The organism is Sellimonas intestinalis, assembly GCF_001280875.1.
GTDB lineage: Bacteria > Bacillota > Clostridia > Lachnospirales > Lachnospiraceae > Sellimonas > Sellimonas intestinalis.
In genome coordinates this window covers 50,144-74,213 of the sequence record NZ_LGAJ01000002.1, presented here as the reverse complement: position 1 = coordinate 74,213, position 24,070 = coordinate 50,144, and the positions used below count along the sequence as shown (strand labels likewise).

At 45.9% G+C, this 24,070-nt stretch carries 24 protein-coding genes; 22 read left to right on the top strand and 2 right to left on the bottom strand.

Translation table 11 applies throughout. The annotated features are described in order from the left end of the window. Positions 1–332: 332 nt before the first annotated feature. The 5 genes from srtB to rpsR all read left to right on the top strand — a co-directional run bounded on the left by srtB (position 333) and on the right by rpsR (position 2,487). A complete protein-coding gene (gene srtB / locus AOA56_RS00695) occupies positions 333–1,145 on the top strand; it encodes a class B sortase (RefSeq protein ID WP_053768760.1) in 813 nt (270 codons plus the stop codon). A 1-nt stretch (position 1,146) separates the two neighbouring features. Then, positions 1,147–1,338 (top strand): DUF951 domain-containing protein, encoded by a 192-nt coding sequence (locus tag AOA56_RS00690; RefSeq protein WP_024731610.1) that lies wholly within the window; start codon positions 1,147–1,149, stop codon positions 1,336–1,338. A gap of 106 nt (positions 1,339–1,444) precedes the next feature. Then, entirely contained in the window at positions 1,445–1,732 is a 288-nt protein-coding gene (gene rpsF / locus AOA56_RS00685; protein WP_024731611.1) for a 30S ribosomal protein S6, read from the top strand. 18 nt (positions 1,733–1,750) lie between these two features. Further along, entirely contained in the window at positions 1,751–2,206 is a 456-nt protein-coding gene (locus tag AOA56_RS00680; RefSeq protein ID WP_024731612.1) for a single-stranded DNA-binding protein, read from the top strand. Positions 2,207–2,223: 17 nt separating this feature from the next. Next, a complete protein-coding gene (gene rpsR / locus AOA56_RS00675; RefSeq protein WP_048620576.1) occupies positions 2,224–2,487 on the top strand; it encodes a 30S ribosomal protein S18 in 264 nt (87 codons plus the stop codon). Positions 2,488–2,564: 77 nt separating this feature from the next. Here rpsR and AOA56_RS00670 read toward each other — a convergent pair whose 3' ends face one another. Both AOA56_RS00670 and AOA56_RS00665 read right to left on the bottom strand, forming a co-directional pair. Further along, entirely contained in the window at positions 2,565–3,812 is a 1,248-nt protein-coding gene (locus AOA56_RS00670) for an MFS transporter (protein ID WP_053768759.1), read from the bottom strand. Positions 3,813–3,814: 2 nt separating this feature from the next. Continuing rightward, positions 3,815–4,984, bottom strand: a complete 1,170-nt coding sequence (locus AOA56_RS00665) for a M20 metallopeptidase family protein (RefSeq protein ID WP_053768758.1) — start codon at positions 4,982–4,984, stop codon at positions 3,815–3,817. 197 nt (positions 4,985–5,181) lie between these two features. Here AOA56_RS00665 and AOA56_RS00660 point away from each other — a divergent pair, with 197 nt between their 5' ends. The 17 genes from AOA56_RS00660 to AOA56_RS00580 all read left to right on the top strand — a co-directional run bounded on the left by AOA56_RS00660 (position 5,182) and on the right by AOA56_RS00580 (position 24,031). Beyond that, a complete protein-coding gene (locus AOA56_RS00660) occupies positions 5,182–6,489 on the top strand; it encodes a helix-turn-helix domain-containing protein (protein WP_034594170.1) in 1,308 nt (435 codons plus the stop codon). Between the two features lie 259 nt (positions 6,490–6,748). Next, positions 6,749–6,961, top strand: a complete 213-nt coding sequence (locus tag AOA56_RS00655; protein ID WP_024731615.1) for a FeoA family protein — start codon at positions 6,749–6,751, stop codon at positions 6,959–6,961. Positions 6,962–7,055: 94 nt separating this feature from the next. Next, the gene (feoB, locus tag AOA56_RS00650; RefSeq protein WP_024731616.1) at positions 7,056–9,068 is read left to right on the top strand and encodes a ferrous iron transport protein B; all 2,013 of its coding nucleotides are present in this window, start codon (positions 7,056–7,058) and stop codon (positions 9,066–9,068) included. A gap of 83 nt (positions 9,069–9,151) precedes the next feature. Then, positions 9,152–9,526 (top strand): heavy-metal-associated domain-containing protein, encoded by a 375-nt coding sequence (locus AOA56_RS00645; protein ID WP_024731617.1) that lies wholly within the window; start codon positions 9,152–9,154, stop codon positions 9,524–9,526. A gap of 546 nt (positions 9,527–10,072) precedes the next feature. After that, complete coding sequence (locus tag AOA56_RS00640; protein ID WP_024731618.1) at positions 10,073–10,744, top strand: cell wall hydrolase; 672 nt, start codon at positions 10,073–10,075, stop codon at positions 10,742–10,744. Positions 10,745–11,115: 371 nt separating this feature from the next. Next, the gene (argF, locus tag AOA56_RS16680) at positions 11,116–13,155 is read left to right on the top strand and encodes an ornithine carbamoyltransferase (RefSeq protein WP_082349802.1); all 2,040 of its coding nucleotides are present in this window, start codon (positions 11,116–11,118) and stop codon (positions 13,153–13,155) included. A 133-nt stretch (positions 13,156–13,288) separates the two neighbouring features. Beyond that, positions 13,289–14,083 carry a biotin--[acetyl-CoA-carboxylase] ligase gene (locus AOA56_RS00625; protein WP_053768757.1) on the top strand — a complete coding sequence of 265 codons (795 nt, stop codon included), beginning with the start codon at positions 13,289–13,291 and terminating at the stop codon, positions 14,081–14,083. Between the two features lie 65 nt (positions 14,084–14,148). Then, complete coding sequence (locus tag AOA56_RS00620) at positions 14,149–14,484, top strand: DUF6145 family protein (RefSeq protein WP_024731622.1); 336 nt, start codon at positions 14,149–14,151, stop codon at positions 14,482–14,484. Between the two features lie 8 nt (positions 14,485–14,492). Then, positions 14,493–15,455: a tRNA dihydrouridine synthase DusB gene (gene dusB, locus AOA56_RS00615; protein WP_053768756.1), complete on the top strand. Its 963-nt coding sequence runs from the start codon at positions 14,493–14,495 to the stop codon at positions 15,453–15,455. A 178-nt stretch (positions 15,456–15,633) separates the two neighbouring features. After that, positions 15,634–16,116, top strand: coding sequence for a transcription elongation factor GreA (gene greA, locus AOA56_RS00610; protein ID WP_024731624.1), 483 nt, complete (start codon positions 15,634–15,636; stop codon positions 16,114–16,116). Between the two features lie 52 nt (positions 16,117–16,168). Next, the gene (lysS, locus tag AOA56_RS00605) at positions 16,169–18,118 is read left to right on the top strand and encodes a lysine--tRNA ligase (protein WP_024731625.1); all 1,950 of its coding nucleotides are present in this window, start codon (positions 16,169–16,171) and stop codon (positions 18,116–18,118) included. A 195-nt stretch (positions 18,119–18,313) separates the two neighbouring features. After that, on the top strand, positions 18,314–18,442 hold the full coding sequence (locus tag AOA56_RS16530) for a MerR family DNA-binding transcriptional regulator (RefSeq protein WP_330376339.1): 129 nt from the start codon (positions 18,314–18,316) through the stop codon (positions 18,440–18,442). Then, positions 18,432–18,650, top strand: a complete 219-nt coding sequence (locus AOA56_RS16525; protein WP_330376338.1) for a TipAS antibiotic-recognition domain-containing protein — start codon at positions 18,432–18,434, stop codon at positions 18,648–18,650. The genes AOA56_RS16530 and AOA56_RS16525 overlap by 11 nt, the downstream gene beginning before the upstream one ends. Positions 18,651–18,974: 324 nt before the next feature. Further along, entirely contained in the window at positions 18,975–20,312 is a 1,338-nt protein-coding gene (locus AOA56_RS00595) for an MFS transporter (RefSeq protein ID WP_053768755.1), read from the top strand. Beyond that, the gene (locus AOA56_RS00590) at positions 20,302–20,838 is read left to right on the top strand and encodes a hypothetical protein (protein WP_330376337.1); all 537 of its coding nucleotides are present in this window, start codon (positions 20,302–20,304) and stop codon (positions 20,836–20,838) included. The genes AOA56_RS00595 and AOA56_RS00590 overlap by 11 nt, the downstream gene beginning before the upstream one ends. Positions 20,839–21,012: 174 nt before the next feature. Next, positions 21,013–21,630 carry a flavodoxin family protein gene (locus AOA56_RS00585; RefSeq protein ID WP_048620587.1) on the top strand — a complete coding sequence of 206 codons (618 nt, stop codon included), beginning with the start codon at positions 21,013–21,015 and terminating at the stop codon, positions 21,628–21,630. Positions 21,631–21,772: 142 nt separating this feature from the next. Next, positions 21,773–24,031: a beta-L-arabinofuranosidase domain-containing protein gene (locus AOA56_RS00580; protein WP_053768754.1), complete on the top strand. Its 2,259-nt coding sequence runs from the start codon at positions 21,773–21,775 to the stop codon at positions 24,029–24,031. Positions 24,032–24,070 lie beyond the last annotated feature (39 nt).

Genomic DNA, 24,070 nt, shown 5'->3' with positions numbered 1-24,070 from the left:
TAGTGGAAGGAGAAGAGGAGGTACAGGAGCTGGAAGAGACGCAAGAGGAAATACTGGACGCGGCTAAACCGGTTGAAATGCAGGGGCAGGGAGCACAGGTGGCTGCAAGAGCAGGAAAGCTTGTGCTTTCTATCAAAGAAGGAAAAGATATTTATCTGGAAATTCCATACTAGAATCCGGTACCGGAAGAGTCAGAGTGATCAGGAGGATGTGAAGGAAAAGTACAATTTTCCAAACATCCTCTTTTTCTACTTGGAAAAATCAGTTATACTAGGGAATGGGGAAGTGTGAAAATAAGGTCAGGAGACTATTGGTGAACAAGGGGAAGACGGATGGGAGAGTACAGAAAAAGAGACAGAACGGATCAAAACAGAAAAACGAAGAAAAGAGGCGGGATTCTTTCCGCCATCATTTTGATTGTGGCGGTCGTTGTGTTTTGTTTTTCCGGGCTCCAACTGTTTCGGATTTTTTACGGCTATCATAAGGGGGAGCAGGAATACAAGAAACTCAAGGATATCGGACTAAGTACTGAAGATGATTCCGCAGATGGAGGCGGGAGATATCTGGTAGACTTCGAGGAACTTTGGAAGGTCAATCCGGACATTGTCGCATGGATCCGATTTGATGAGCCGTCAATCATCAGTTATCCGGTCGCACAGGGGAAAGACAATCAGGAATATCTGGATAAGACGATTTCTGGATATCCGAATACATACGGGGCGATTTTTCTGAATGTAGACAACCATAAAGAGATGACGGACAAAAACAGTATTATCTATGGACATCGGATGAATAGTAAATCCATGTTTGGGAAGCTGGAAGAGTACCAGGAGGCATCCTTTTTCCATCTCTACCCTTATTTTTATATTTATACGCCGGATGGAAAAGAGCTGAAATATCAGATCTTTGCAGTCGGAGAAGTAGAGGACACATCGCAGGCTTATAAGACACAATTTGAAAGCGACGAGGCGTTCGAGGCGTTTTTGGCCTTTTCGAGGGAACATTCCTTTTATGACACGGGGGTGGAGGTCCCGTCCGACGCTAAGGTTGTCACACTGTCGACGTGTACGAAGGCAAACAATGAGAATCGTCTGATTGTACAGGGATATCAGGTGGAAGTAAATGAACCGGAAGAGAGGGAATAAGATGGCACAGAGCAAATATGAGGTGGGCGATGTCATTAAAATGAAAAAAAAGCATCCTTGCGGGAGTTTTGAGTGGGAGATTCTGCGCGTGGGAGCGGACTTTCGACTGAAATGTCAGGGGTGCGGACATCAGATTATGATTGCCAGGAAAATCGTGGAAAAAAATACAAAAGAAATACGCAAAAAGACTTGAAAATCAAGGGAAGAAATGGTATAGTGTCATATTGTGATATATTATTTATCCTTGTCCCCGGCACGAAAGACCGGGAGCCAAAAGACCATAAGGAGGTGCAAGCGACATGAACAAATATGAATTAGCTGTTGTTGTCAATGCAAAAATCGAAGACGATGCCAGAGCAGATGTGATTGAGAAAGTGAAAGCATTAATCACTCGTTTCGGTGGAAACGTAACTGACATCGATGAATGGGGCAAGAAGAGACTTGCTTACGAAATTCAGAAGATGAAAGAAGGATACTACTATTTCATCCACTTCGAATCTGATGCAACGACTCCGGGCGAGATCGAACAGAGAATCCGTATTATGGACAACGTGCTCAGATATTTATGCGTGAAACAGGAAGCATAAAGAGAAAAGAGGAAATTTATGAATAAAGTAATTTTAATGGGACGCCTGACAAGAGATCCTGAGGTCCGCTACTCACAGGGTGGAGAAAATCCACTGGCGATCGCCCGTTACACACTGGCTGTGGACAGACGGTTTAAGCGCGATGGAGAGCAGACGGCAGACTTTATCAGTTGTGTATCATTCGGAAAGACAGCAGAGTTTGCGGAGAAGTATTTCCGCCAGGGAATGCGTATCACAATCAGTGGACGTATCCAGACAGGAAGCTACACAAACAGAGATGGCGTAAAGGTCTATACGACAGAGGTTGTCGTAGAAGAGCAGGAATTTGCGGAAAGCAAGAGTGCGAGTGAAGCAAATCAGAGCCGTTATCAGGCAAGCCCGGTTTCTCCGGCACCGCAGACACCGAGTATGGATGCGGGCGATGGATTTATGAACATCCCGGATGGAATTGATGAGGAATTACCATTTAATTAGTATTGGAGGTAAGAACAATGGCTTACGATAAAACAAGCAAACCGGATTCTCAGATGAGAAGAAGACCAGGCCGCAGAAGAAAAAAAGTTTGTGTATTCTGTGGAAAAGAGAACAATGAGATCGATTACAAGGATGTAGCAAAATTAAGAAAGTATGTTTCCGAAAGAGGAAAGATTCTTCCAAGAAGAATCACAGGAAACTGTGCAAAGCATCAGAGAGCCCTGACAGTCGCAATCAAGAGAGCAAGACATATTGCGCTGATGCCATACGTTCAGGAGTAATTCTGACAGCGTAAAAGATGAATAAATAAGAAAAGCCTTTAGACACGGGATTTTGAGTGTTTAAAGGCTTTTCTTTTTTAATTATGCATACGGTATTTTTGGGAAAGGAAATAAGAGCCAATCCATCCCAGAAGTGCGCCGACTGTGAGGAAAAGAAGGAGAATCCAGGCTATATTGTAGGAACCGCTTGCATCATAGATGGCGGCAACTAAAAGCGAACCAAGCGAGAGCCCGATCTGCGTAAAGCTGTTTGCGATTCCATAAGCCTCTCCATATTTTTCGGTGCCAAAAATAGCGGAGGTTACAAGCGGCGGTGTTACAGTTCCGATAGCATCTCCGAGACCAAAAAGGACAGCCATAATATAAAGCATCATTACGTTGCTTCCCATCAGCATAAAGATAAAAGAGACGGCAAATGTAATACAGCCAAATGCAGTACTGACCACAACTCCGTACCGGTCATTCAGCCAGCCTAGCACGATTTTTCCCAAAATGCCGATTAAAGAATACATGGAGATAATCAGTGCCTGTACCTGTGGACCGTGCATTTCCTCAATCGCAGGCGGGAAGTGACCAAGCGCGCCAGTATTGATCAGTCCATTGCAGAGCATACCGAAAATAAAAATCCAGAAGAAGACCTTTGACCAGGATTCTTTTACGCTGAGGGAGAAAGAAAAGGAAGATTGCGCGGCAGAGGTCTTTGACTGGGCGGGTTCCTCGCTCCCGTATGGAAGAAGTCCCATATCCTGAGGTGATTTCCGCAGAAGGAAGAAAGCTGCAGGAAACGCCAGGACAAGGATAATCAGCGCCATGATCTGATAAGTGTGGCGCCAGCCGTAGTATTCAAGGAGTGTGGTAATAATCGGGCTAAAAATAGTTCCCCCTACGCCAATTCCAGCCATTGCAATACTCATTGCCAGTCCTCTTTTTTTTACAAACCAGTTTGTTATCATCATGCTGACAGGAATAAGAGCCGCATTTAGGAAGAAGATTCCGGTAAAGAAAGAGGAAATATAAAGGTGGGCTGCATTTTGAGCCAGTGAATAGGATGCGTAGGAAAGTACAAATCCGACAATACTAATGCACTGAATCCGGCGCATATTGCCCTTTGCGAGTCTGGAAGATACGATTGGGGAGATAAAGATGCCAAGTCCCTGCAGGATTGTGTTTGCAAGGGTGAAGGCGCTTCGAGAGATACCAAGATCTCCGGTTACCTGGATTAAGAATTTATTACTTAGTGCCATGATCGGGGGCACCATCGTACATGTGATAATGAGGCATCCGAAGACAATATACCATCCATAAAAAATTTTTTTCTTTTCCATAATTAATTCTCCTTATTCAGCCAATGGAAGGCACAGGCTGCGTGTGTGGCCGCTCCGTAAGGGAGGACGGCTTCGTCAAAAAGTACACCTGGATTGTGATGCTGTACGCTGCATCCTTCTACCTGGCATCCGATCATAAAGTAAGCGGTCGGAACCTGCTCTGAGATAAATGCGAAATCATCAGATGGGGTAACCTTGTAGTTCGTATCACATATAAAGTCTGGAATGATGTCGGATGCATATTCTGCCAGATCTGTCGTCAACTCCGGATCAGAGTAAGTGGACGGCACATCTGAGACGGTTACGTAGTCAACAGATACATGAAAAGCCTTGCCGGTGTATTCGCAGATCTCCTGCATTCTTTTCACGAGCTGTTTCCGGAGCTGTTTATTGTATGTGCGCAGTGTTCCCATTAGGATAGCCTGATCCGGGACGATGTTAGTCGTAGAACCTGCCTGAAAGGCGCCGAAGGTCAGGCTGACTTTCTCGGACGGATCACATTCTCTTGCAATAAGATTCTGAAAAGCGCTGTAAATATGCAGTCCGGCATTAATCGGATCAATCCCCAGATGTGGCATTGCCCCATGACATCCTGAGCCGTGAACAGTAATTTTAAAGCCATTACAGGAAGAGGTCATATAGCCGGTGCCATAGTTCAGGGAAGGTACTGTTGTGTCGAGCATGACATGCATGCCCATAGCCACGTCTACGTGCGGGTTGGATAGAATACCGGCTTCAATCATTTTCCTAGAACCGATAAACAGTTCTTCGGCAGGTTGGAACATCAATTTGACGTTGCCGTGGAGATCGTTGCGGTGTTCAAAAAGTATCTGTGCCGCACCGAGAAGCATTGCTGTGTGTAGGTCATGTCCGCAGTTATGTGCGGCATTTGTTTCACTATGAAACGGAAGATCATTGGTTTCCTCCATTGGCAGAGCGTCCATGTCTGCCCGCAGGAGCATTGTCTTTCCAGGGTATGCACCTTTGATACATGCGGAAATACCGGATGGACATATTTCTTCTGGCTCCAGTCCAATTTCACGCAGACGGTTCATTACATATGAAACTGTTTCCGGCAGATGCTCTCCGGCTTCAGCGTGTTTGTGCAGGTAATGTCGGTCTTCCTGCATCTGTGCTTCAAGCTGTTTTGCTCTTTCTAAAAAATGGTTCATGCATATTCCTCCTTAATTGTATTTAAAGAATATATAAAGACGTGTCTTAATTATAACATTCATACAGAAGGTGTCAATATATTGTGGGTAAAATGTGAGATATGTACAAAGCTAAGAATTCGTATCATTCCGAAAAAGGATGCTTGTTTGTTATAAATGTGTTACTATTTATATAAAGAAAAGGCAGGAGGCTTAGAATGGTCAGGAAAATTGCAGTGATTGCAACGGAGTTTTTAGAAGAATTTATTTGTAAAACGTTGGATGAATTGAACCTGGGCTTTACGTACCGGATTTTTACTTACCATACATTTCAGGATTTAAAAGAAATCTATAAAGATATTACGGAAGAATATGACGGGATTTTGACGAGTGGGAGTTTTCCGGCACATATGATAAAGCTCTATTATCCTAGAGAAGAGCGGCCGATCTGTTTTTTTAATACAGATGAATCGGCCATGTACCGACTTCTTTTGATTCTGTTGCAAAGGAACAGAGAGTTGGATTTTGATCGTGTTTACGCAGATATTATACAGATGTTCGGCGGAGATCTTAAGGCATTTGCGGAAGGAAAGGAAAATATGCCTGATATCAGTGAACTCTCAGAAGAGGAATTCAGCCTTGAGAGAATGCTGCATCTGGAACAGGAGCAGTATGAGAAGCACTTGGAACTTTGGAGGGAAGGGAAGACAGATCTGTCTATTACGAGGTTTTCCAGTATTGTCCTAAGACTGCGTGAAGCCGGGGTAAACGTTTACTTTCCATATCCAGGACGTTCTTATATTCGGGAAGTGTGCGGAAACCTTCTTCAAAAGATTGACAAAAAGGAGTTAGAGGAACACCAGCCTGGAATTGTTATTATTAAAATAGCGGCCTCTGAAAAGGGATTTTCACAAGAGCTTGATCTGAACTATGTTCGGCTTGAATCTCTGATGACAGAATTTCTCAAAGAATGGATGATGGATTATTCTATAAAGCGTTATCATTATGGAATGGAGATTGTTACATCCAGGAAAGTGATTCTGGAGTGGACAGAAGACATGACAGAGGACAGGGTGGGAGTTTATTTGAAAAGCAAAAAAACTGGATGGGGATTCAGCATTGGATATGGACTGGGGATGGGGCTTGCTCAGACAAGAATGAACGCCCTTAGTGCCTGTCACGAAGCAGAGCTTAGAAAAAATGTTAGTTATCTGATGAGCGAGAGGGAGGAACTAATAGGACCGCTTGGTCAGAATGCAGAGTTTATTCTAAAGGTAGAAAATAGTGCAGGGCCGGAGATTCAATCGAGTCTTTCGCCGCTTACTTTGAAAAAGGTGTTCGCAGCGATGGACGCAGCGCCGAAAAAGGGGATTACGGCTCAGGAGCTGGCTTTTCGCCTTGGAGTGACAAAGAGAAGCGCGAACAGGATGCTTGCGGCACTTGAAAAGGAAGGGGTACTGCAGGTGGCCTATAAGAAAAGAACAACTTCCAGAGGACGTCCGGAAAGTGTTTTTGTGAGATTGTAAACAGGTTTTATCTGGAAAGCATTTCTGAAAATGAGGTAGATGAAAATTCAATAAGGGAAAGTGCGGGGAATAAGAGTAAAATAACTTATTTAAAGGCTTTTTTGTATCATGGCTGAACTGTAACATGTTTTCGAGAAGATTTACGAAAAAGCATTGACAAAACCTGGTGGTTAGTTTAAACTATCTGTTGTTAGATATAATAACGGGAAAAATTGAAATAGATAACCGACTCAGTATATCATGGGAGAGGGTAGGATAGATGAATTTATTGGAAGCAGTAGAAGGCAAAGAGTATATTGTGAAAGACATCGTAACAGAGGATGAAGAGCTGGAAGCGTTCTTGTTTTCCCTGGGATGTTACAGCGGCGAGCCGATTACGGTTGTATCCCGTGTAAGAGGCGGCTGTGTGGTTTCCATCAAGGATGGAAGATACAATATTGATACTGATCTAGCGAAAGCTATTTCAATATAATAAAATGATGTATGAAAAACGATAGTTTTGTTTATCGTTTTTTGTATGTATAACGGTTAGTCATTTCTAATCGAAAAAGAAGGAGGAGAACTATATGAGAATTGCTTTTGCGGGAAACCCGAACAGCGGCAAAACGACCATGTATAATGCGCTGACAGGAAGAAATGAGCGTGTCGGCAACTGGGCCGGTGTTACGGTAGAGCGAAAGGAAAGCCTGATCAAGAGGACTTACTATGATGGGGGCCAAGAGCTGGTTGCAGTGGATCTTCCGGGAGCTTATTCTATGTCTCCATTTACTTCGGAGGAGAGTATCACAAGCAGCTATGTGAAAAATGAGAATCCGGATGCGATTATCAATATTGTAGACGCGACGAACTTGAGCCGAAGCCTGTTTTTCACCACACAGCTTTTGGAATTGGGGGTTCCGGTGGTGGTTGCTTTGAATAAGAGCGATATCACAGACAAGAAGCAGACAAAGATTGATGAAAAGGCATTATCTGAGAAACTGGGATGTCCTGTCATCAAGACTATTTCCACATCTTCCGGGCATCAAGGCTTAAAGGAAGTTGTCATGGCGGCTGCCAGGTTAAAGGGGAAAGGTCAGAAAGCGCCGTATGTGCAGGCGAATATCGACCTGCATGATAAAAATGCTGTAGAAGCAGAGGACAGAAAGCGTTTCGAGTTTGTAAACGGCATTGTCAAGGAAGTGGAACGCAGAAAAGTGTTTACGAAAGATAAGAACGCACAGGACAAGATCGATGCTGTCATTACGCATAAGGTCATCGGTATCCCGATCTTTGCGGCAGTGATCTTCCTTGTATTCTACATATCCCAGACGACATTAGGGACATGGATTGCAGACTGGCTCGTTGCCTGGATTGAGACATTCCAGGGCTGGGTTGGTGGAATGATGGAAAATGCTAACCCATTGTTGTACGCGCTTCTGGTTGATGGTATCATCGGCGGAGTCGGCGCGGTTGTTGGTTTCCTTCCGCTGGTAATGGTAATGTATTTCCTTATTGCTCTTCTGGAAGACTGTGGATACATGGCACGTGCTACTGTTGTATTGGATCCGATCTTTAAGAGAGTCGGACTTTCCGGTAAATCCGTTATTCCAATGGTGATCGGTACTGGGTGTGCGATCCCGGGTGTTATGGCCTGCCGTACCATTCGTAATGAAAGAGAGCGCAGAACAACCGCCATGCTTACACCGTTTATGCCGTGTGGGGCAAAGATTCCGGTTATCGCCTTGTTTGCGGGCGCTTTCTTTGCGGACGCATGGTGGGTATCTCCTACCATGTATCTGGTAGGTATCGTTTTGATTCTTCTTGGCGCGCTTCTTGTAAAGAGAATTACAGGACAGAAATACCGGAAATCTTTCTTTATCATTGAGCTTCCGGAATACAAGATTCCGAGCCTCAAGAGAGCGTGCGTATCCATGCTGGAGCGTGGAAAAGCGTACATTGTAAAAGCCGGTACGATTATTCTGGTGTGCAATACAGTTGTACAGATCATGCAGAGCTTTAACTGGCAGTTCCAGCTTGTGGAAGAAGGCGCTGAGAGCACTTCGATCCTTGCAAGCATTGCCCATCCGTTTGCCATTCTTTTCATTCCGCTTGGATTTGGTGTATGGCAGCTTGCGGCGGCAGCGATCACAGGCTTTATCGCAAAAGAAAACGTAGTTGGAACACTGGCGGTTGTTTACGGTGTGACAAACCTGATTGACGCGGACGCGTTAGAGCTGGTTGGCAGCGGCAACGAAGTAGCGAGTGTCATGGCGCTTACAAAGGTGGCTGCCCTTGCCTACCTGATGTTCAATCTTTACACGCCTCCGTGTTTTGCGGCTCTCGGAGCGATGAACTCAGAGATGAAGAGCGGAAAATGGCTGTTTGGAGGTATTTGTCTCCAGCTTGGAACCGGATATACGGTAGCGTTCCTTGTATATCAGATCGGTACGCTCATTACCACCGGATCTCTCGGAACCGCATTTGTTCCTGGACTGATCGCTGTGGCGATATTCGCAGTGATTGTGTTATGGAGAATCCGCAAATCAGACAGAGAATTTGCGGAAGAATACAGCTTACATGTGGCTTCCGCAGGTAAGTAAGAAATTAGATGACTTTAGTGGTGGACAGAGAGAAAAGGGTTCTGTCCACCTTTTGATGCTTCATTCAGAAAGGACGGGATTGCATGACAGATGTTATCATACTGATGATTCTTATCATTCTGATCGGAGCGGCAGTTTCCTATATTGTAAAGGAAAAGAAAAACGGAACCAGGTGCATCGGCTGTCCTGCGGGAGGGAACTGCCCAAGCAGTAGAAAGATACCGAAAAAGAAACTGTCCGGTCCGGTAGTGGAGCGCCGGACAATCCACATCTCAGGTATGGAGTGCCAACACTGTGTCAGCAGTGTAATGGAAGCGCTTAATGCGGTAGATGGCGTCACAGCCAGGGTGAATCTAAGTAAGGGAAACGCGAAAGTATCCTGCGACCGTGTCGTCAGTGAAGATGAGCTGAGGTGTGCTATTGAAAGAGCAGGATTTCAGGTGATAAGTATCTCATAAAAAACAGAGCAGCCCGACAGAGGGCAGATGTTGTTTGAAAGACCGTACAGACCGGAAAACTCCCGGCCCGTTCGGTCTTTTTTTGTATTTAGCGGCCGATTACAATCCTGAAATATGCATTTTGAAACTTCCGGTGATACTATGCGACGATTTTTAAAAAATATAATAAAAAAGAAAATTGTGTTACGTCAATATGACAAAGAAAAATCAGCATACATGTCTCTAATTGAAAAATAAATAGAAAAATAAAAAATGAATGGCAATTTTGTTTTATAATAAAATGGCAAATTTAATAAAAATGTAGGGAAAATAAGTAGAAAATATGTAAAATATAGGCTAAAATCAGCGTAAAGGTTGACAGAGAAGGCAATCTTTGTTATGATTAACACCGTCGCAAGGAAATGTAACAAATTTGTAATATTTGTAATAAAATAAGGCGGCAAAGCGTAATATATATTACAATGCAGATTACGCAGTTGTGTTACTAAGGATGGAGTTAAGAGGAACCGCAGCCGTTGGTACTGCGGACCATGAAGGAGGACGAATATGAAAACGTGGAATAGTCATAGAAGACGTCTGGAAAGAGGTATGGTAGCGGGAGTTCTTTCCGCGGTAGTACTTACTGCAAGTATGAGTATCCAGGTACTTGCGGCAGACAGTAATACGGTGTTTACTTCTGGAGAACCGCAGGGAGCCGCCATTGCCGTGACAGCAAACGCTGGGGCGGCACAGAATGTGTCAAAGAGTTTTCTTACTTATACAGACACTGCAAAGCAGGAAAAAGCTGAAGCAGAAAAGCAGGCGGAAGAAGCAAGGAAAGCCGAGGAAGCAAGAAAGGCAGAGGAGGCAAGAAAGGCAGAGGAAGAGCGTCAGAGAAAGCTGGCCCAGGAGGCGGATACTTCTCTTCTGGCGGCATTGATCTACTGTGAGGCAGGCAATCAGCCATATCAAGGACAGGTAGCAGTTGGGGCGGTTGTGATGAACCGATTGCATGCAGGATATGCAAGTACACTGCGCGGTGTCATTTACCAGAGCGGACAGTTCGGACCGGCTATGACAGGAAAACTGGATCGAGTACTTGCCTCTGGAAATATCCCATCATCCTGCCGTCAGGCAGCGGTAGACGCGCTATCGGGTGTCAGTCCGGTAGGAAACGCACTGCATTTTGGGGATGGAATAAATACAGGAATCAAGATTGGAGCACACTGGTTCCACTAGGGGTTAGAAAGCATCAGATAGACAGGAAAAGAGTTTCTTATAGTTTAAGAAGCTCTTTTTTGTATTGAAGGCAAGACAGAGTCCGAGCCTGCCAATAAGCCTTAGCGACCGCTTATAATCCCGGAATGTGCCATTTAGCACTTCTGGTGATTGCTTTACGGAAAACAGGAAAAGGCTTATAATGGTATCACAACACTGGAATTTATAAAAATGCATAAAAAAGAATGTGGGGCAGTTGAGAGTTTCCACATAGGTTTAGAAAAAATTCCTGTTTTACACAAGAATAAAGTAAAAAAAGCAAAAAGATTGTAGAAAATATAGATTGTAATTTTATGCAAAAAAGAGTATTATAATGCATAAGGAGTGAAAAAATGAGACCTGTAATCGATTTATCAAAGGAATACGGACTTGTGCTGGATGGTGGTGGAGCCCGAGGCGCATACCAGATTGGGGCGTGGAAAGCGCTGCATGAGGCAGGAGTACGGATCAGAGGTATAGCGGGAACCTCTGTTGGCGCGCTCAACGGCGCATTGATCTGCATGGGAGATGTGGATGAGGCAGAGCATATATGGAAAGAAATGACGTTTTCCAAGGTCATGGATGTGGATGATGATTGGATGGAGCGACTCTTTCAAAAGGAAGTCCCGATGCGGGAACTTTTAAAAGAGCTGATGCTTCGGTTGCGGGACGGCGGTATTGATGTGACTCCGCTTAAGGATCTGATTCACAATATTCTGGACGAGGACCGGATCAGGAGTGCAGGAATTGATTTTTCGCTGTTGACTTTTTCGCTTTCTGATATGAAGGAGCTTGATCTTACCCTCGATGAAATTCCGGAAGGACTTCTGGCGGATTTTCTGCTGGCGAGCGCCTGCCTCCTCGGATTTAAGAATGAACCGCTCCATGGTAAGACCTACCTGGACGGCGGCGTAATCAATAATGTGCCGCTGAATTCTCTTGTAAAGCGAGGATATCGAGACATTATTACCGTTCGTATTTATGGACCGGGCAGAGAGCCAAGGGTTCGGCTTGACCAGGGAACACAGGTTTATGAGATCGCGCCAAGGGTGCATCTGGGCAGTATTATAGAATTCCAGGGTAAACGCAGCAGACAGAATTTAAAAATCGGATACTATGACGCAAAGCGTATGGTCTACGGACTCAAGGGTCTGATCTACTATATTGACAGTGACAGAGACGAAGAGGAATATACTACAATGCTCTCGAACATCAGCGAAAAGACGAGAAAAGAGATCAGGGCGAAGCTTCGGCTTCCCCACACAGCGACGAACGAAACGCTGTATCTGGCAATGCTGGAGGCGAGCGCCAAATATTTCCGCATACCTAAATATCAGGTTTATACGGAAAATGGGCTTTCAGAGCTCGTGCATATTCAGTATGCGAAACGAAAGGAAGAGCCCGGATTGCCGGGATTTATCCATATATTGGCAGGAATCAGGGAGGAAAAGAAAATGAATTTAAAAGGAAGAAGCTTTTTAACACTGAAAGATTTCACGCCGGATGAGATCCGCTACCTTGTCAATTTGGCTGCGGAATTAAAAGCAAAGAAGAAAAACGGAATCAAAGGTCATACACTGGACGGCAAGAATATTGCCCTGATTTTTGAAAAGCCATCCACCAGAACAAGATGCGCTTTTACTGTGGCGGCAAATGACGAAGGAGGATTACCGACTTATTTAAGCGGAAACGAAATCCAGCTCGGACATAAGGAAAGTGTGGAGGATACCGCAAGGGTACTAGGAAGAATGTTCGACGGGATCGAATTCCGTGGATTCCGCCATTCCCATGTGGAATTACTGGCAAAATACAGCGGCGTCCCGGTGTGGAACGGCCTGACTGATGATTATCATCCGACTCAGGTACTGGCGGATCTGCTTACCATCCAGGAGCATTTCGAGTACTTCGAGGGATTGAAATTCGTCTATATCGGGGACGGCAGAAACAATATGGCAAACAGTCTGATGATCGGATGTGCGAAAGTCGGCATTGATTTTGTCCTCATTGCACCGTCTGAATTGTGGCCGATGCGGTCTCTTGTGCGCACCTGTCAGGAATATGCGGAGGCTTCCGGAGCAACGATTACCATCTCCGACGATACCAATGCAGTGGAAGGAGCGGACGTCATCTATACTGACGTGTGGATTTCTATGGGAGAGGAAGAAAAGACCGATGAAAGAAAAGCGCTTCTCCACAAATATCAGGTCAACCGGAAACTGATGCAGAAGACGAAAAAAGACACGACCATTTTTATGCACTGTCTGCCGGCAGTCAAAGGCTATGAAGTCACAGAGGACGTATTTGAAAGTCCGGCATCTGTCGTATTTGATGAAGCGGAAAACAGACTCCATACGATCAAAGCGGTTATGGTAGCAACACTTGGAAAAGAATAGATTTTACGTTTTTCTCAATGGGGCAGGGTTCCAATGTATTGGGCCCTGCCCCATGAAACGTTTTCAGAATTGTCTCTTCTTTTTTGCGCCAGTTATGTTATAATAGCAGGCGGGTAAGTGGAGGGATGCCAATATGAAAAGAGAAGATCTTGAGGAATGGCTGAACACGAAGTGGCTTGGACGAAATCTTCAGATGATGGAAGAGACGGACTCGACAAATCAGCGGGCTAAAACAGCGGCCGCAACAGGAGAACAGGAGGGGCTTGTGATTGTGGCAGAGCAGCAGACGAGTGGTCGGGGCAGGAGGGGACGTGGCTGGATTTCCCCTCCGGGAGAAAATATCTATATGACGATGCTCCTGCGTCCTGCATTTGATCCAGGGAGGGCTCCAATGCTCACATTGCTTGCCGCCTGTGCCGCAGCAAGGGCAGCGATGGAGCCGGGACATGAAAGCCCGCGGATCAAGTGGCCGAATGACCTGGTGATCGGTGGGAAGAAAATTGTTGGAATTCTGACGGAAATGGGGATGAAAAAAAGCCGTCCGGATTATGTGATCATAGGCGTTGGGATCAACTGCAACCAGACGACGTTTTCCGGTGGGCTGGAACAGAAAGCTACATCGCTGAAAAAAGAGTATGGCCATGACGTCTGTCGGGAGAAGGTTATTGCACGTTTCCTGAACGAATTTGAGGAACTCTACGAGGGATTTGTTCAGTACGGCTCTCTTGCGTTTGTAAAGCAGGCATACGAGAAGCTTCTGGTAAACCGGGGGGAACGGGTGCGTGTGCTGGAGCCAGGACGGGAGTGGACCGGAAGGGCTCTTGGGATTACGGACACAGGAGAACTGATTGTGGAAGCGGAAGATGGAGAGATCCGTGAAGTCGGTTCCGGGGAAGTATCTGTTCGTGGCGTCTACGGCTATGTGTAGATGGAGAGAATACGATAAAGTGAGGCATTTGATAATAGAAAACAGAATATGGGGAGAAGAGCAGGATGTACGAAGATAAAATAGTATTATGTGGCGCTAATTCTTATGAGGAAAAATATTATCTGAATCCGGATTTTGATAATCTTCCGGATCATATCAAAGATGAACTGAAAATTATGTGTGTCCTCTATGTGCATGACGTGGGTGGAATCTTGACTCTCGTATACGAGGAGGATGGGTCTCTTTGCTTTGAGGTGACCTCAGAGGAAGGGGATCCGATGTTTGACGAGATTGGAAGCGCTCTGAAAATCAAGGAGCTTCAGCGGACGAAAGAGGAGCTTTTGCAGTCGCTTCAGCTCTATTACCGCGTGTTTTTTATGGGCGAGGAACTGGAGGAATAAAGATAGAGATGAAGACATTAACTATCGGAAACGTGGAACTGGCGAACCGCTACATTCTGGCGCCGATGGCGGGGGTGACGGATCTGCCTTTCCGCCTTTTGTGCAGGGAGATGGGGGCGGGCCTTCTCTGTATGGAGATGGTCAGTGCAAAGGCAGTTTTATATGGTAATAAAAATACAGAAAGCCTGCTCAAGATTCATCCGGATGAGCCGCCGGTGTCTTTGCAGCTCTTTGGTTCTGATCCGGACATTATGAGTGAGATTGCAAAACGAATGGAAGAGCGTCCGTTTACGTTCCTTGATATTAATATGGGGTGTCCGGTGCCAAAGATCGTAAAGAACTCGGAAGGCTCCGCCCTGATGCAGAACCCGCGCCTGGTGCATGAGATTGTCTCCAAAGTAGCAGGAGCTATTCAAAAGCCTGTAACAGTGAAGATCCGCAAAGGTTTTGATGATGACCATGTCAATGCGGTGGAGATCGCGAAGATCATCGAGGACGCCGGGGGCGCTGCAGTGGCTGTGCACGGCAGGACGAGGGAACAGTATTACTCCGGAAAGGCTGACTGGGATATTATCCGTCAGGTGAAAGAGGCGGTTTCCATACCAGTGATCGGAAACGGGGACGTCACAGACGGGAAAGACGCTCAGAGGATGTTTGAGGAGACAGAATGTGATGGAGTGATGATTGGCCGGGGAGCCCAGGGAAATCCGTGGATTTTTCAGGATCTTATTCACTTTGAGGAAACCGGACAGGAGCCGAAAAAGCGAAGCGCCGGAGAGGTTCGGGAGATGATGCTCCGTCATGCAAAACTTCAAATGGAGTACAAAGGCGACTATACGGCAATCCGGGAAATGCGGAAGCATGTGGCCTGGTACACAACGGGATTTCCGAATTCTGCCAGGTTGCGGAATGAGATCAATCATGCCGAGTGCTATGAAGAGCTGGAAACGCTCTTAAATGAACGGCTATAAGGACGGAGAAACAAGACATGGCCGAACCGCTACGGAAAATAGACGGAATCAGGCAGAAATCTTGACATGCCAGATCCCGTTATGTATAATAATGAAATTACGGAAGTAGAATATTCCATACTATTTTGCAGCAGATCCGGCTGCGTACTAGTTCATTTATGTAAGGAAGGTAAACAAGATGGAAGAAAAGAAAACAATATTGACTTATGCGGGCTTGAAAGCTTTGGAAGATGAACTTGAAAATTTAAGAGTCGTAAAGCGGAAAGAAGTTGCCGGAAAGATCAAAGAGGCAAGGGAGCAGGGCGACTTGTCGGAGAACGCAGAATACGATGCAGCAAAAGATGAACAAAGAGATATTGAGGCCCGGATCGACGAACTTGAAAAAATCCTCAAAAATGTAGAGGTTGTAGTAGAAGAAGAAGTAGACTTGGAAAAGATCAATGTGGGATGTACGATTCTCGTGCATGATGATGAGTACGACGAAGAGATTGAGTTCAAGATCGTAGGTTCCACGGAGGCTAACAGTCTTCAGGGAAAGATTTCTAATGAATCCCCAGTAGGTCAGGCTCTGATCGGGAAAAAGGTGGGCGATGTAGTAGACGTTGAGACGCCGGCAGGAAATATCAGATATACAGTATTAAAGATCGAGCGTTCTATATAGCCGCACTGCGGGGGAGAACACATCTATCTGACAGAGAAAAGGAGTGAAAACAGTGGCAGAACAGCAGAAGAATGTGCAGGATCAGGATCTGAACCAGTTGAGAAAGGTGCGCCGTGAAAAACTGGCGGATCTTCAGGCACGTGGGGCGGACCCGTTTCTGATTACCAAATATGATGTGACACATCACAGCCAGCAGATCAAGGACAACTTTGAGGAGCTGGAAGGTCGGGAAGTTTCCGTAGCGGGTCGTATCATGCAGAAGCGTGTGATGGGGAAAGCGTCTTTCTGTAACATTCAGGATCTGGAAGGGAATATCCAGTCCTACGTTGCAAGGGACAATATTGGAGAAGACCACTATAAAGATTTTAAGAAATTTGATATTGGAGATATTGTAGGAATCCAAGGTACGGTTTTTAAGACAAAGACCGGAGAGATTTCTATTCATGCCGAGAAGATTCAACTGCTTTCCAAGAGCCTTCAGATTCTTCCTGAGAAGTTCCACGGGCTTACTGACACAGATACCAGATACAGACAGAGATATGTGGATCTGATTATGAACCGGGAAGTGAAAGAGACATTTATTAAGCGTTCCAAGATCTTAAGCAGTATCCGGAAATATCTGGACGGCGAGGGATTCCTGGAAGTGGAGACACCGATGCTCGTGGCAAACGCCGGCGGAGCGGCGGCCAGACCGTTTGAGACCCACTTCAATGCACTGGACGAGGACTTTAAGCTGCGGATTTCTCTGGAGCTTTATCTGAAACGTCTGATTGTCGGAGGAATGGAGCGTGTATACGAGATCGGGCGGGTATTCCGCAATGAGGGACTTGATACCCGTCACAATCCGGAGTTTACTCTGATGGAGCTCTATCAGGCATACACGGATTACAATGGTATGATGGATCTGACAGAGAATCTGTACCGTCATGTGGCACAGGATGTTCTCGGTACGACGAAGATTGTTTACAACGGCGTGGAGATGGATCTGGGCAAGCCGTTTGAGCGTATCACCATGATCGATGCGGTAAAGAAGTATGCAGGCGTGGACTGGAACGAAGTGGAGACACTTGAGCAGGCCAGAGCCCTTGCGAAAGAACATAATGTAGAGTTTGAGGAACGCCATAAAAAGGGTGACATCCTTTCTCTGTTTTTTGAGGAGTTCGCAGAAGAACATCTGATTCAGCCAACATTTGTTATGGATCATCCGATCGAGATCTCCCCACTTACTAAGAAAAAACCGGGCGATCCGGACTATGTGGAGCGATTTGAGTTCTTTATGAATGGATGGGAGATGGCGAACGCCTATTCTGAGCTCAACGACCCGATCGACCAGAGAGAGCGCTTCAAAGCGCAGGAAGAGCTCCTGGCGCAAGGAGACGAAGAGGCCAACACAACAGACGAAGATTTCCTCAATGCACTGGAGATCGGTATGCCGCCGACAGGTGGTATCGGCTTCGGAATCGATAGAATGTGTATGCTTCTGACAGATTCCGCGGCGATTCGTGATGTACTGCTCTTCCCGACAATGAAAGCGCAGGGAGCAGCAAAGAACGCGGCTAACAATGCGGCGCAGGCAGCCACCGTTGCAACGTCAGCAAATCCAGTGAAGAAAGCAGCGGAGAAGATCGACTTCTCCAATATAAAAATTGAGCCATTATTTGAGGAGATGGTAGATTTCGAGACCTTTGCGAAATCCGACTACCGTGCCGTGAAGATTCTGGCATGCGAAGCAGTACCGAAAAGCAAGAAGCTTCTGAAATTCACACTGGATGACGGTGTGCGGAAAGACCGGGTGATATTGAGCGGTATTCACGAGTATTATGAACCGGAAGAGCTGGTAGGAAAGACTGCTATTGCCATTGTCAATCTACCGCCTAGAAAGATGATGGGCATCGATTCCGAGGGAATGCTGATTTCAGCGGTACATGAGGAAAACGGCAGAGAAGGACTGAATCTTTTGATGGTAGATGATAGAATTCCGGCGGGAGCGAAGCTCTACTAAAAATCGCATAGTGAATAGAACGAATGGGCAGTCCTATATGGGAGTGCCCATTTTTCAAAATAAACAGAAATCCAAATTGGAATTGAAACCGGAGTATAGAAATATTTGCGTCAGTAATATATTTTTTGAAAAAAGTATTGACTCCTAAACAACGTAATAGTTTAGAGTGTCATTATCGAGAGGAGGGAAAGACAAATGATGACGGTAAATGAAGTGAGCAAATTGACCGGAGTGAGTATACGCACTCTGCAATATTATGATGCCATAGGACTTTTGCCACCTACAGATGTTTATATTCGCGGAGTTTGGGAAAGTGGCAGATAAAAAGCCAGAGGATGTTGAGGTTCAACTTGAGGTCAGGAAACTACAGGATTATATCACAGAGCATTTTTATAAGTGTTCGGGCAAGATATTAAATGATCTTGGTAAAATGTATGCTTCGGGTGGGGAGTTTACAGAAAATATTGATAAAGTAGCTGGAAGTGGAACGGCTGTATTTGTTGCAAAGACAATAGAGATTTATTGTAATTGAGCCGGATAAAGAGCAGTATAGGCAGATGATTGAGAATAGCAAACGACCTAAAGTGCGAAATATCAGTATTTTTCATTGAAAAGCCAGACTATGATATGCTATCCTATTTTATGAATGAGTGGATTTTTTTGAAAATCCTATGAAATGATTGTAAAGGTAATTTTGTATCTATAGTGGTTATCTTAAATTGGACAGAAGGAGGTAAAAGATCATGCTGTGCATTGCAACGGCTCCATGCAAAGTCTTGTAAGATCACATTGCATGGAGTAAGATGATCGTCAAAGACTTTGCCGGGATCAAAGAAAGATAAAGGAGCAAAGTCTTATGAATCAATATAAAACTACATATCGTGAAATGAAACCATTCCTGATGCTGTGGAGCACGCAGTCTTTTTCAGCACTGGGGAGCGCAATGACCAGTTACGCACTTGTGATCTGGTCGTACACCCAGGAGAGATCGGCATTGATGACCGCGCTTTTGATGGTGTGTTCTTACGCACCGTATGTGATTTTCAGTATTTTTGCGGGAGCACTCAGTGACCGATGGAACAAAAAAGTGACTATGCTTGTCTGTGATACAGTCGCGGCGGCATCCACAGTTGTGATGTTGATTCTGATGAAAGAACAGATGCTAAAGGTGGAGCATCTTTATTTGATCAACATTATCAACGGGCTAATGAATACGGTACAGCAGCCGGCATCTGAGGTTGCGGTGACAAGAATCCTGCCTGAAAAATATTACCAGAAAGTCGGTGGGATGAGGTATCTGGCCAGTGCCACGAATTCCATTTTGACACCGATCCTTGCGACAGCAGTACTTGGAATTGCGGGAATGAGCGCCGTTATTGTTTTCGATCTTCTGACCTTTGCGGCAGCGTTTGTGACGTTGGCATGGAAGATTCGGATTCCGGAAACCAGTGGAAGAGAGTGGAAGAGGGAATCTTTGCTTACCTCTGCTGGTCAGGGGATTGTCTATTTGAGGACAGAGCGGGGAATTTTCGGACTGATTCTCTTTTTGGCTGCGATTAATCTGGTTGCATCTATTTATGATGCAGCCTTTCCGGCTATGATGCTCTCAAGAAAGGGTGGAAATGAAACTGTCATGGGAATGGTAAATGCTGTAATTGGAATTGCCACGCTTGTGGGAAGTATTCTGGCATCTGTATTACCAAAGCCGAAAAGCCGTGTGCGGGTGATCTGCAACAGCCTGCTTTTTGCTATGAGTTTTGAAAACTTTATGTTGGCGCTTGGAAGAACACCGCTTATCTGGTGTATCGGCGGTTTCCTTGGATGGATTGCGATTCCACTGATGAATACTAATCTGGACGTTATCTTGCGGACTCGAATCCCCCTGGAAATGCAGGGGAGAGTATATTCTGTGCGTAACTCCTTTCAGTTCTTCACGATACCGATTGGATATTTCCTGGGAGGTTTCCTTGTGGATCGGGTCTTTGAGCCGATGATGGCAGCACAGAAAGAGGGAAGTTTTCTGATTCGTCTTTTTGGCGACGGAAAAGGATCCGGAGCGGCGGCTCTCTTTTTCGTGATTGCATTTGTGGGAATCGGAGTCTGCCTCTGGTTCCGGAGAGATCCCCATATCTGGGAATTGGAAAAAGAGTCTATATCAGGAGAGAGGATTACGGGTGGGAGAGATGATGACTAACGAAGAGATCTTGAGGATTGCCATGGAACAGTCGGCTGTGGATGCAAATTGTCTGGCGGAAGATTTCGTAAAAACAGAAAACAAGATTGTATATTCCAAAGAGCGGCCGGACGCACGGCGGTATCTGGAATTGCCGCTTGCATGTCATCTTGTTTCCTACGGGACCAATATTGTGGCGTCCGTCGGTAAAGAGTATGAGGGGCTTGTCCGGCATTACATAGAGAAATATCCAGTAGAGCATTGTTTTGAGACGCCAAATCTGTATGTACTGAATGATGCTTTTGCAAAATATGATCTTCGGGTGTGCTTTATGGCAGAGTATTTTCTGCCGGATGTAAGGGTGTTAAGAAAAGAGTACTGTTCCTATAAGATACGGATATTGGAAAACCAGGATTTTCAAAACCTTTATACGTCCGAGTGGTCCAATATAAAATCGGCAAGAAACGCGATCCGGAGCGGGTTCCGTCCGGCATGGGTGGAACTGACAGTGAAGCCAACTGCTTTTGTTGAGAAAATGAATCTGTAAAGCAGAAGAAAATGGGACTAATCGTGCGGCTTCTGGAAGATGAGAATGTCTATCCGGCAAATCAGATTGAGATTGAGGGCGGCACCCGATGTTTAAGTGAGTTTCCATTTTATGGCAAATTGGTGTTATAATAGGACTGACAGGAAACGAATTTTGAGTCAGGAGGTATGCGACATGAGGATTTTAATATTAAATGGAAGCCCAAAGAAGGACGGAAATACAGCGATTGCGCTCCATGAGATGGAGAAAGTCTTTGCGGAAGAAGGAATTGAGACCGAGATCGTTCAGGTGGGCAGTAAACCGATCCGGGGCTGTATTGCCTGTGGACAGTGTTTTGAAAAAGGCAGATGTGTCTTTGACGATCTGGTCAACCAGACGGCGGAGAAATTCAAGGAATGTGACGGGCTTGTTGTGGGATCGCCGGTGTACTATGCCTCTGCAAATGCGACGCTGGTAGCGTTTCTTACGAGGCTGTTTTACAGCACCCATTTTGACAAAACGATGAAAGTTGGAGCGGCGGTTGCAGTAGCAAGAAGAGGAGGATTGTCTTCTACGTTTGACGAGCTGAATAAGTTTTTTACGATTTCCGGAATGCCGGTAGCCTCAAGCCAATACTGGAACAGTATCCATGGAGCCGCTCCAGGTGAGGCGCTTAAGGATGCGGAAGGACTTCAGATCATGCGGACGCTCGCTAAAAATATGTCGTTTTTAATAAAGAGTATTCAGCTCGGTAAGGAGGAGTACGGACTGCCGGAAAAGGAAAGTCCGGCCAGGACGAATTTTGTCCGTTAGAGCTGACCGGGTATATGCGTAGAAGCGTTCGGGAAGCTGACCCGGAGAGGAACCCTTTTACAGGAGCCATTGCAAAATAGGGAAAGGACATCTATGGAGCAATGGCTCTCTTTTTTAATCTTAAAAGAAAAGGAGAGAACACGTGGAAGCAAGAGAAATCATCAGGAAAGACATGGAGGCATTGTATCTCGGCAATCTGAACACAGTGGAGTTCAATCTGAACCTGCCGAAAAAAGGGAAATACGGATCCGAGATCCACTGGATTTCCGGGCATGAGCGTTTCCTCGATACCGAGGGAAATGTGAGAAGACCCGCCTATGGAACCGGCGACCGGATCATCTCATTGTGGGCGGAATTTTTTTACAAAGGCGTAAGTGAGACCAAGGAATACAAGGTCTGTATTCTGGAGGAAAAGCCAAGGATTGAAGTGACAAAAGTAGAACCGCTCCAAAAGAAAGCCCAGGCAGGGGAGACGACGTACCTTCCGTATGTGGCGGTCATCCATACCACAGAAGGAAAGACGCTGGTACACCGGATTCTCTGGGAAAATGGGGCAAAACGCTGCTATGGGCAGACGGGAGGGTTTGAGGAGAGAGGGGAGCTGGACGGACTATCAGTTCCGGTTTCCTGTACGGTGACAGTAGAGAAGGAGCTTCGGAAAGAGAAGAAGGGTACCGAGCCACTGATAGAATATTTCGATCATGGCGAAGCATCTCTGGAGGAGGGCAGCAGATTTTATACAGCACAGAAGGAGATGCAGGAATTTCTGCTTCAGACGGACGATGACCAAATGCTTTACAATTTCCGGGAAGCTTGCGGACTGGACAGAAAAGGAGCCGAGCCAATGACCGGATGGGACGCTCCGGAATGTAATCTCAAGGGTCATACGACAGGACATTACCTATCAGGACTGGCACTCTGCTATAAAGCTGGGAAAGACGGGCGGATCAGGGAAAAAGCCTGCTATATGATACGAGAGCTTGGAAAATGCCAGGATGCTTTTGCGTGTATGCCGGGAATCGGGGAGGGATTTTTGAGCGGCTATACGGAAGAGCAGTTTGATAAGCTGGAGAAATACACTCCTTATCCAGACATCTGGGCGCCGTATTATACGCTTCACAAGATTTTGGCAGGACTTCTGGACTGTTATGAATTTGCCGGGATCGACCAGGCGTTTGAGGTTGCCCAGAAGCTTGGTATGTGGGTTTACCGCCGTCTGTCTGTCCTCCCGGTGGAACAGCGGATGAAGATGTGGGGGATGTACATTGCCGGAGAGTATGGTGGGATGAATGACGTCCTGGCAAGACTTTACCGGATGAGCGGGAAGAAAGAATTTCTGGAGACAGCCTGTTACTTTGATAATGAGAAGCTATTTCTGCCGCTGGAGCAGCAGGTAGACGCCCTGGAAAATCTTCACGCCAATCAGCATATTCCGCAGATCATCGGAGCCATGGAAATCTTCCGGGGCACCGGTGAAAAGATGTATTACGATATTGCTTCCTATTTTTGGGAAGCCGTGACAAAAGCCCATGTGTATACCATTGGAGGAACCGGGGAAAACGAGATGTTCCACGGACCTGGCCGGATTGGAAGTCTGCTTACAAAGCACACGGCAGAGAGCTGCGCTTCTTATAATATGCTGAAGCTGACGAAAGAGCTGTACCGCTTTGAAAACCAAAAAGAGCGGATGGACTATTATGAGCGGACGATGACAAACCATATCCTGGGAGGAAGAGAGCACGGAACAACAGGAGAAACAGTGTATTTTACACCGCTGGCGCCGGGATTTCATAAGGAATTTGAACACGAGAATTCCTGTTGTCACGGGACTGGACTGGAGAGCCATTTTAAATATGCGGACATGGTTTACGCACACGAGGGACAAAAACTGTATGTCAATCTGTTCCTGAAATCCAGGCTGGAATGGAAGGATGCGGGGATCACAATCCGACAAATGACAGAGATGGAACATCCAGAAACAGTGGTGCTGGAAGTGGAGAGCAGAGAGGAGTTTCCGATGGCTGTTCGTATTCCGGGATGGAGCGGGGAAGAAAGAGGACTATGGATTGACGGGAAGAAGCAGGATACGATGTCTGTGGAATCCGGATACCTTTGTATGATCGTACCGGAAGGTGTGCATGAAATCCGCTGTCTCTTTCCTTGCGGATTTTATCTGGAATCCACACCGGACCGCCCGGAGCTGCACTCCTTACTGTACGGACCTTATGTGCTGGCAGCTTTAAGTAAAGAAGAGCGATTCTTAAAGCTTGATATCGATCCAGGGAAGGCAGAGCAGGAAGCAGAGAAAGACGGGCTGACATTTTGCTATCGTGGGCTTGTGTGGAAACCGTTGTTTGAGATAGACCGGGAACCATTCCAGGTATACTGGGAGAAAGTGTGAGAGAAGCAGGCATCATGCGACCTTTGTGCGGTATTGACT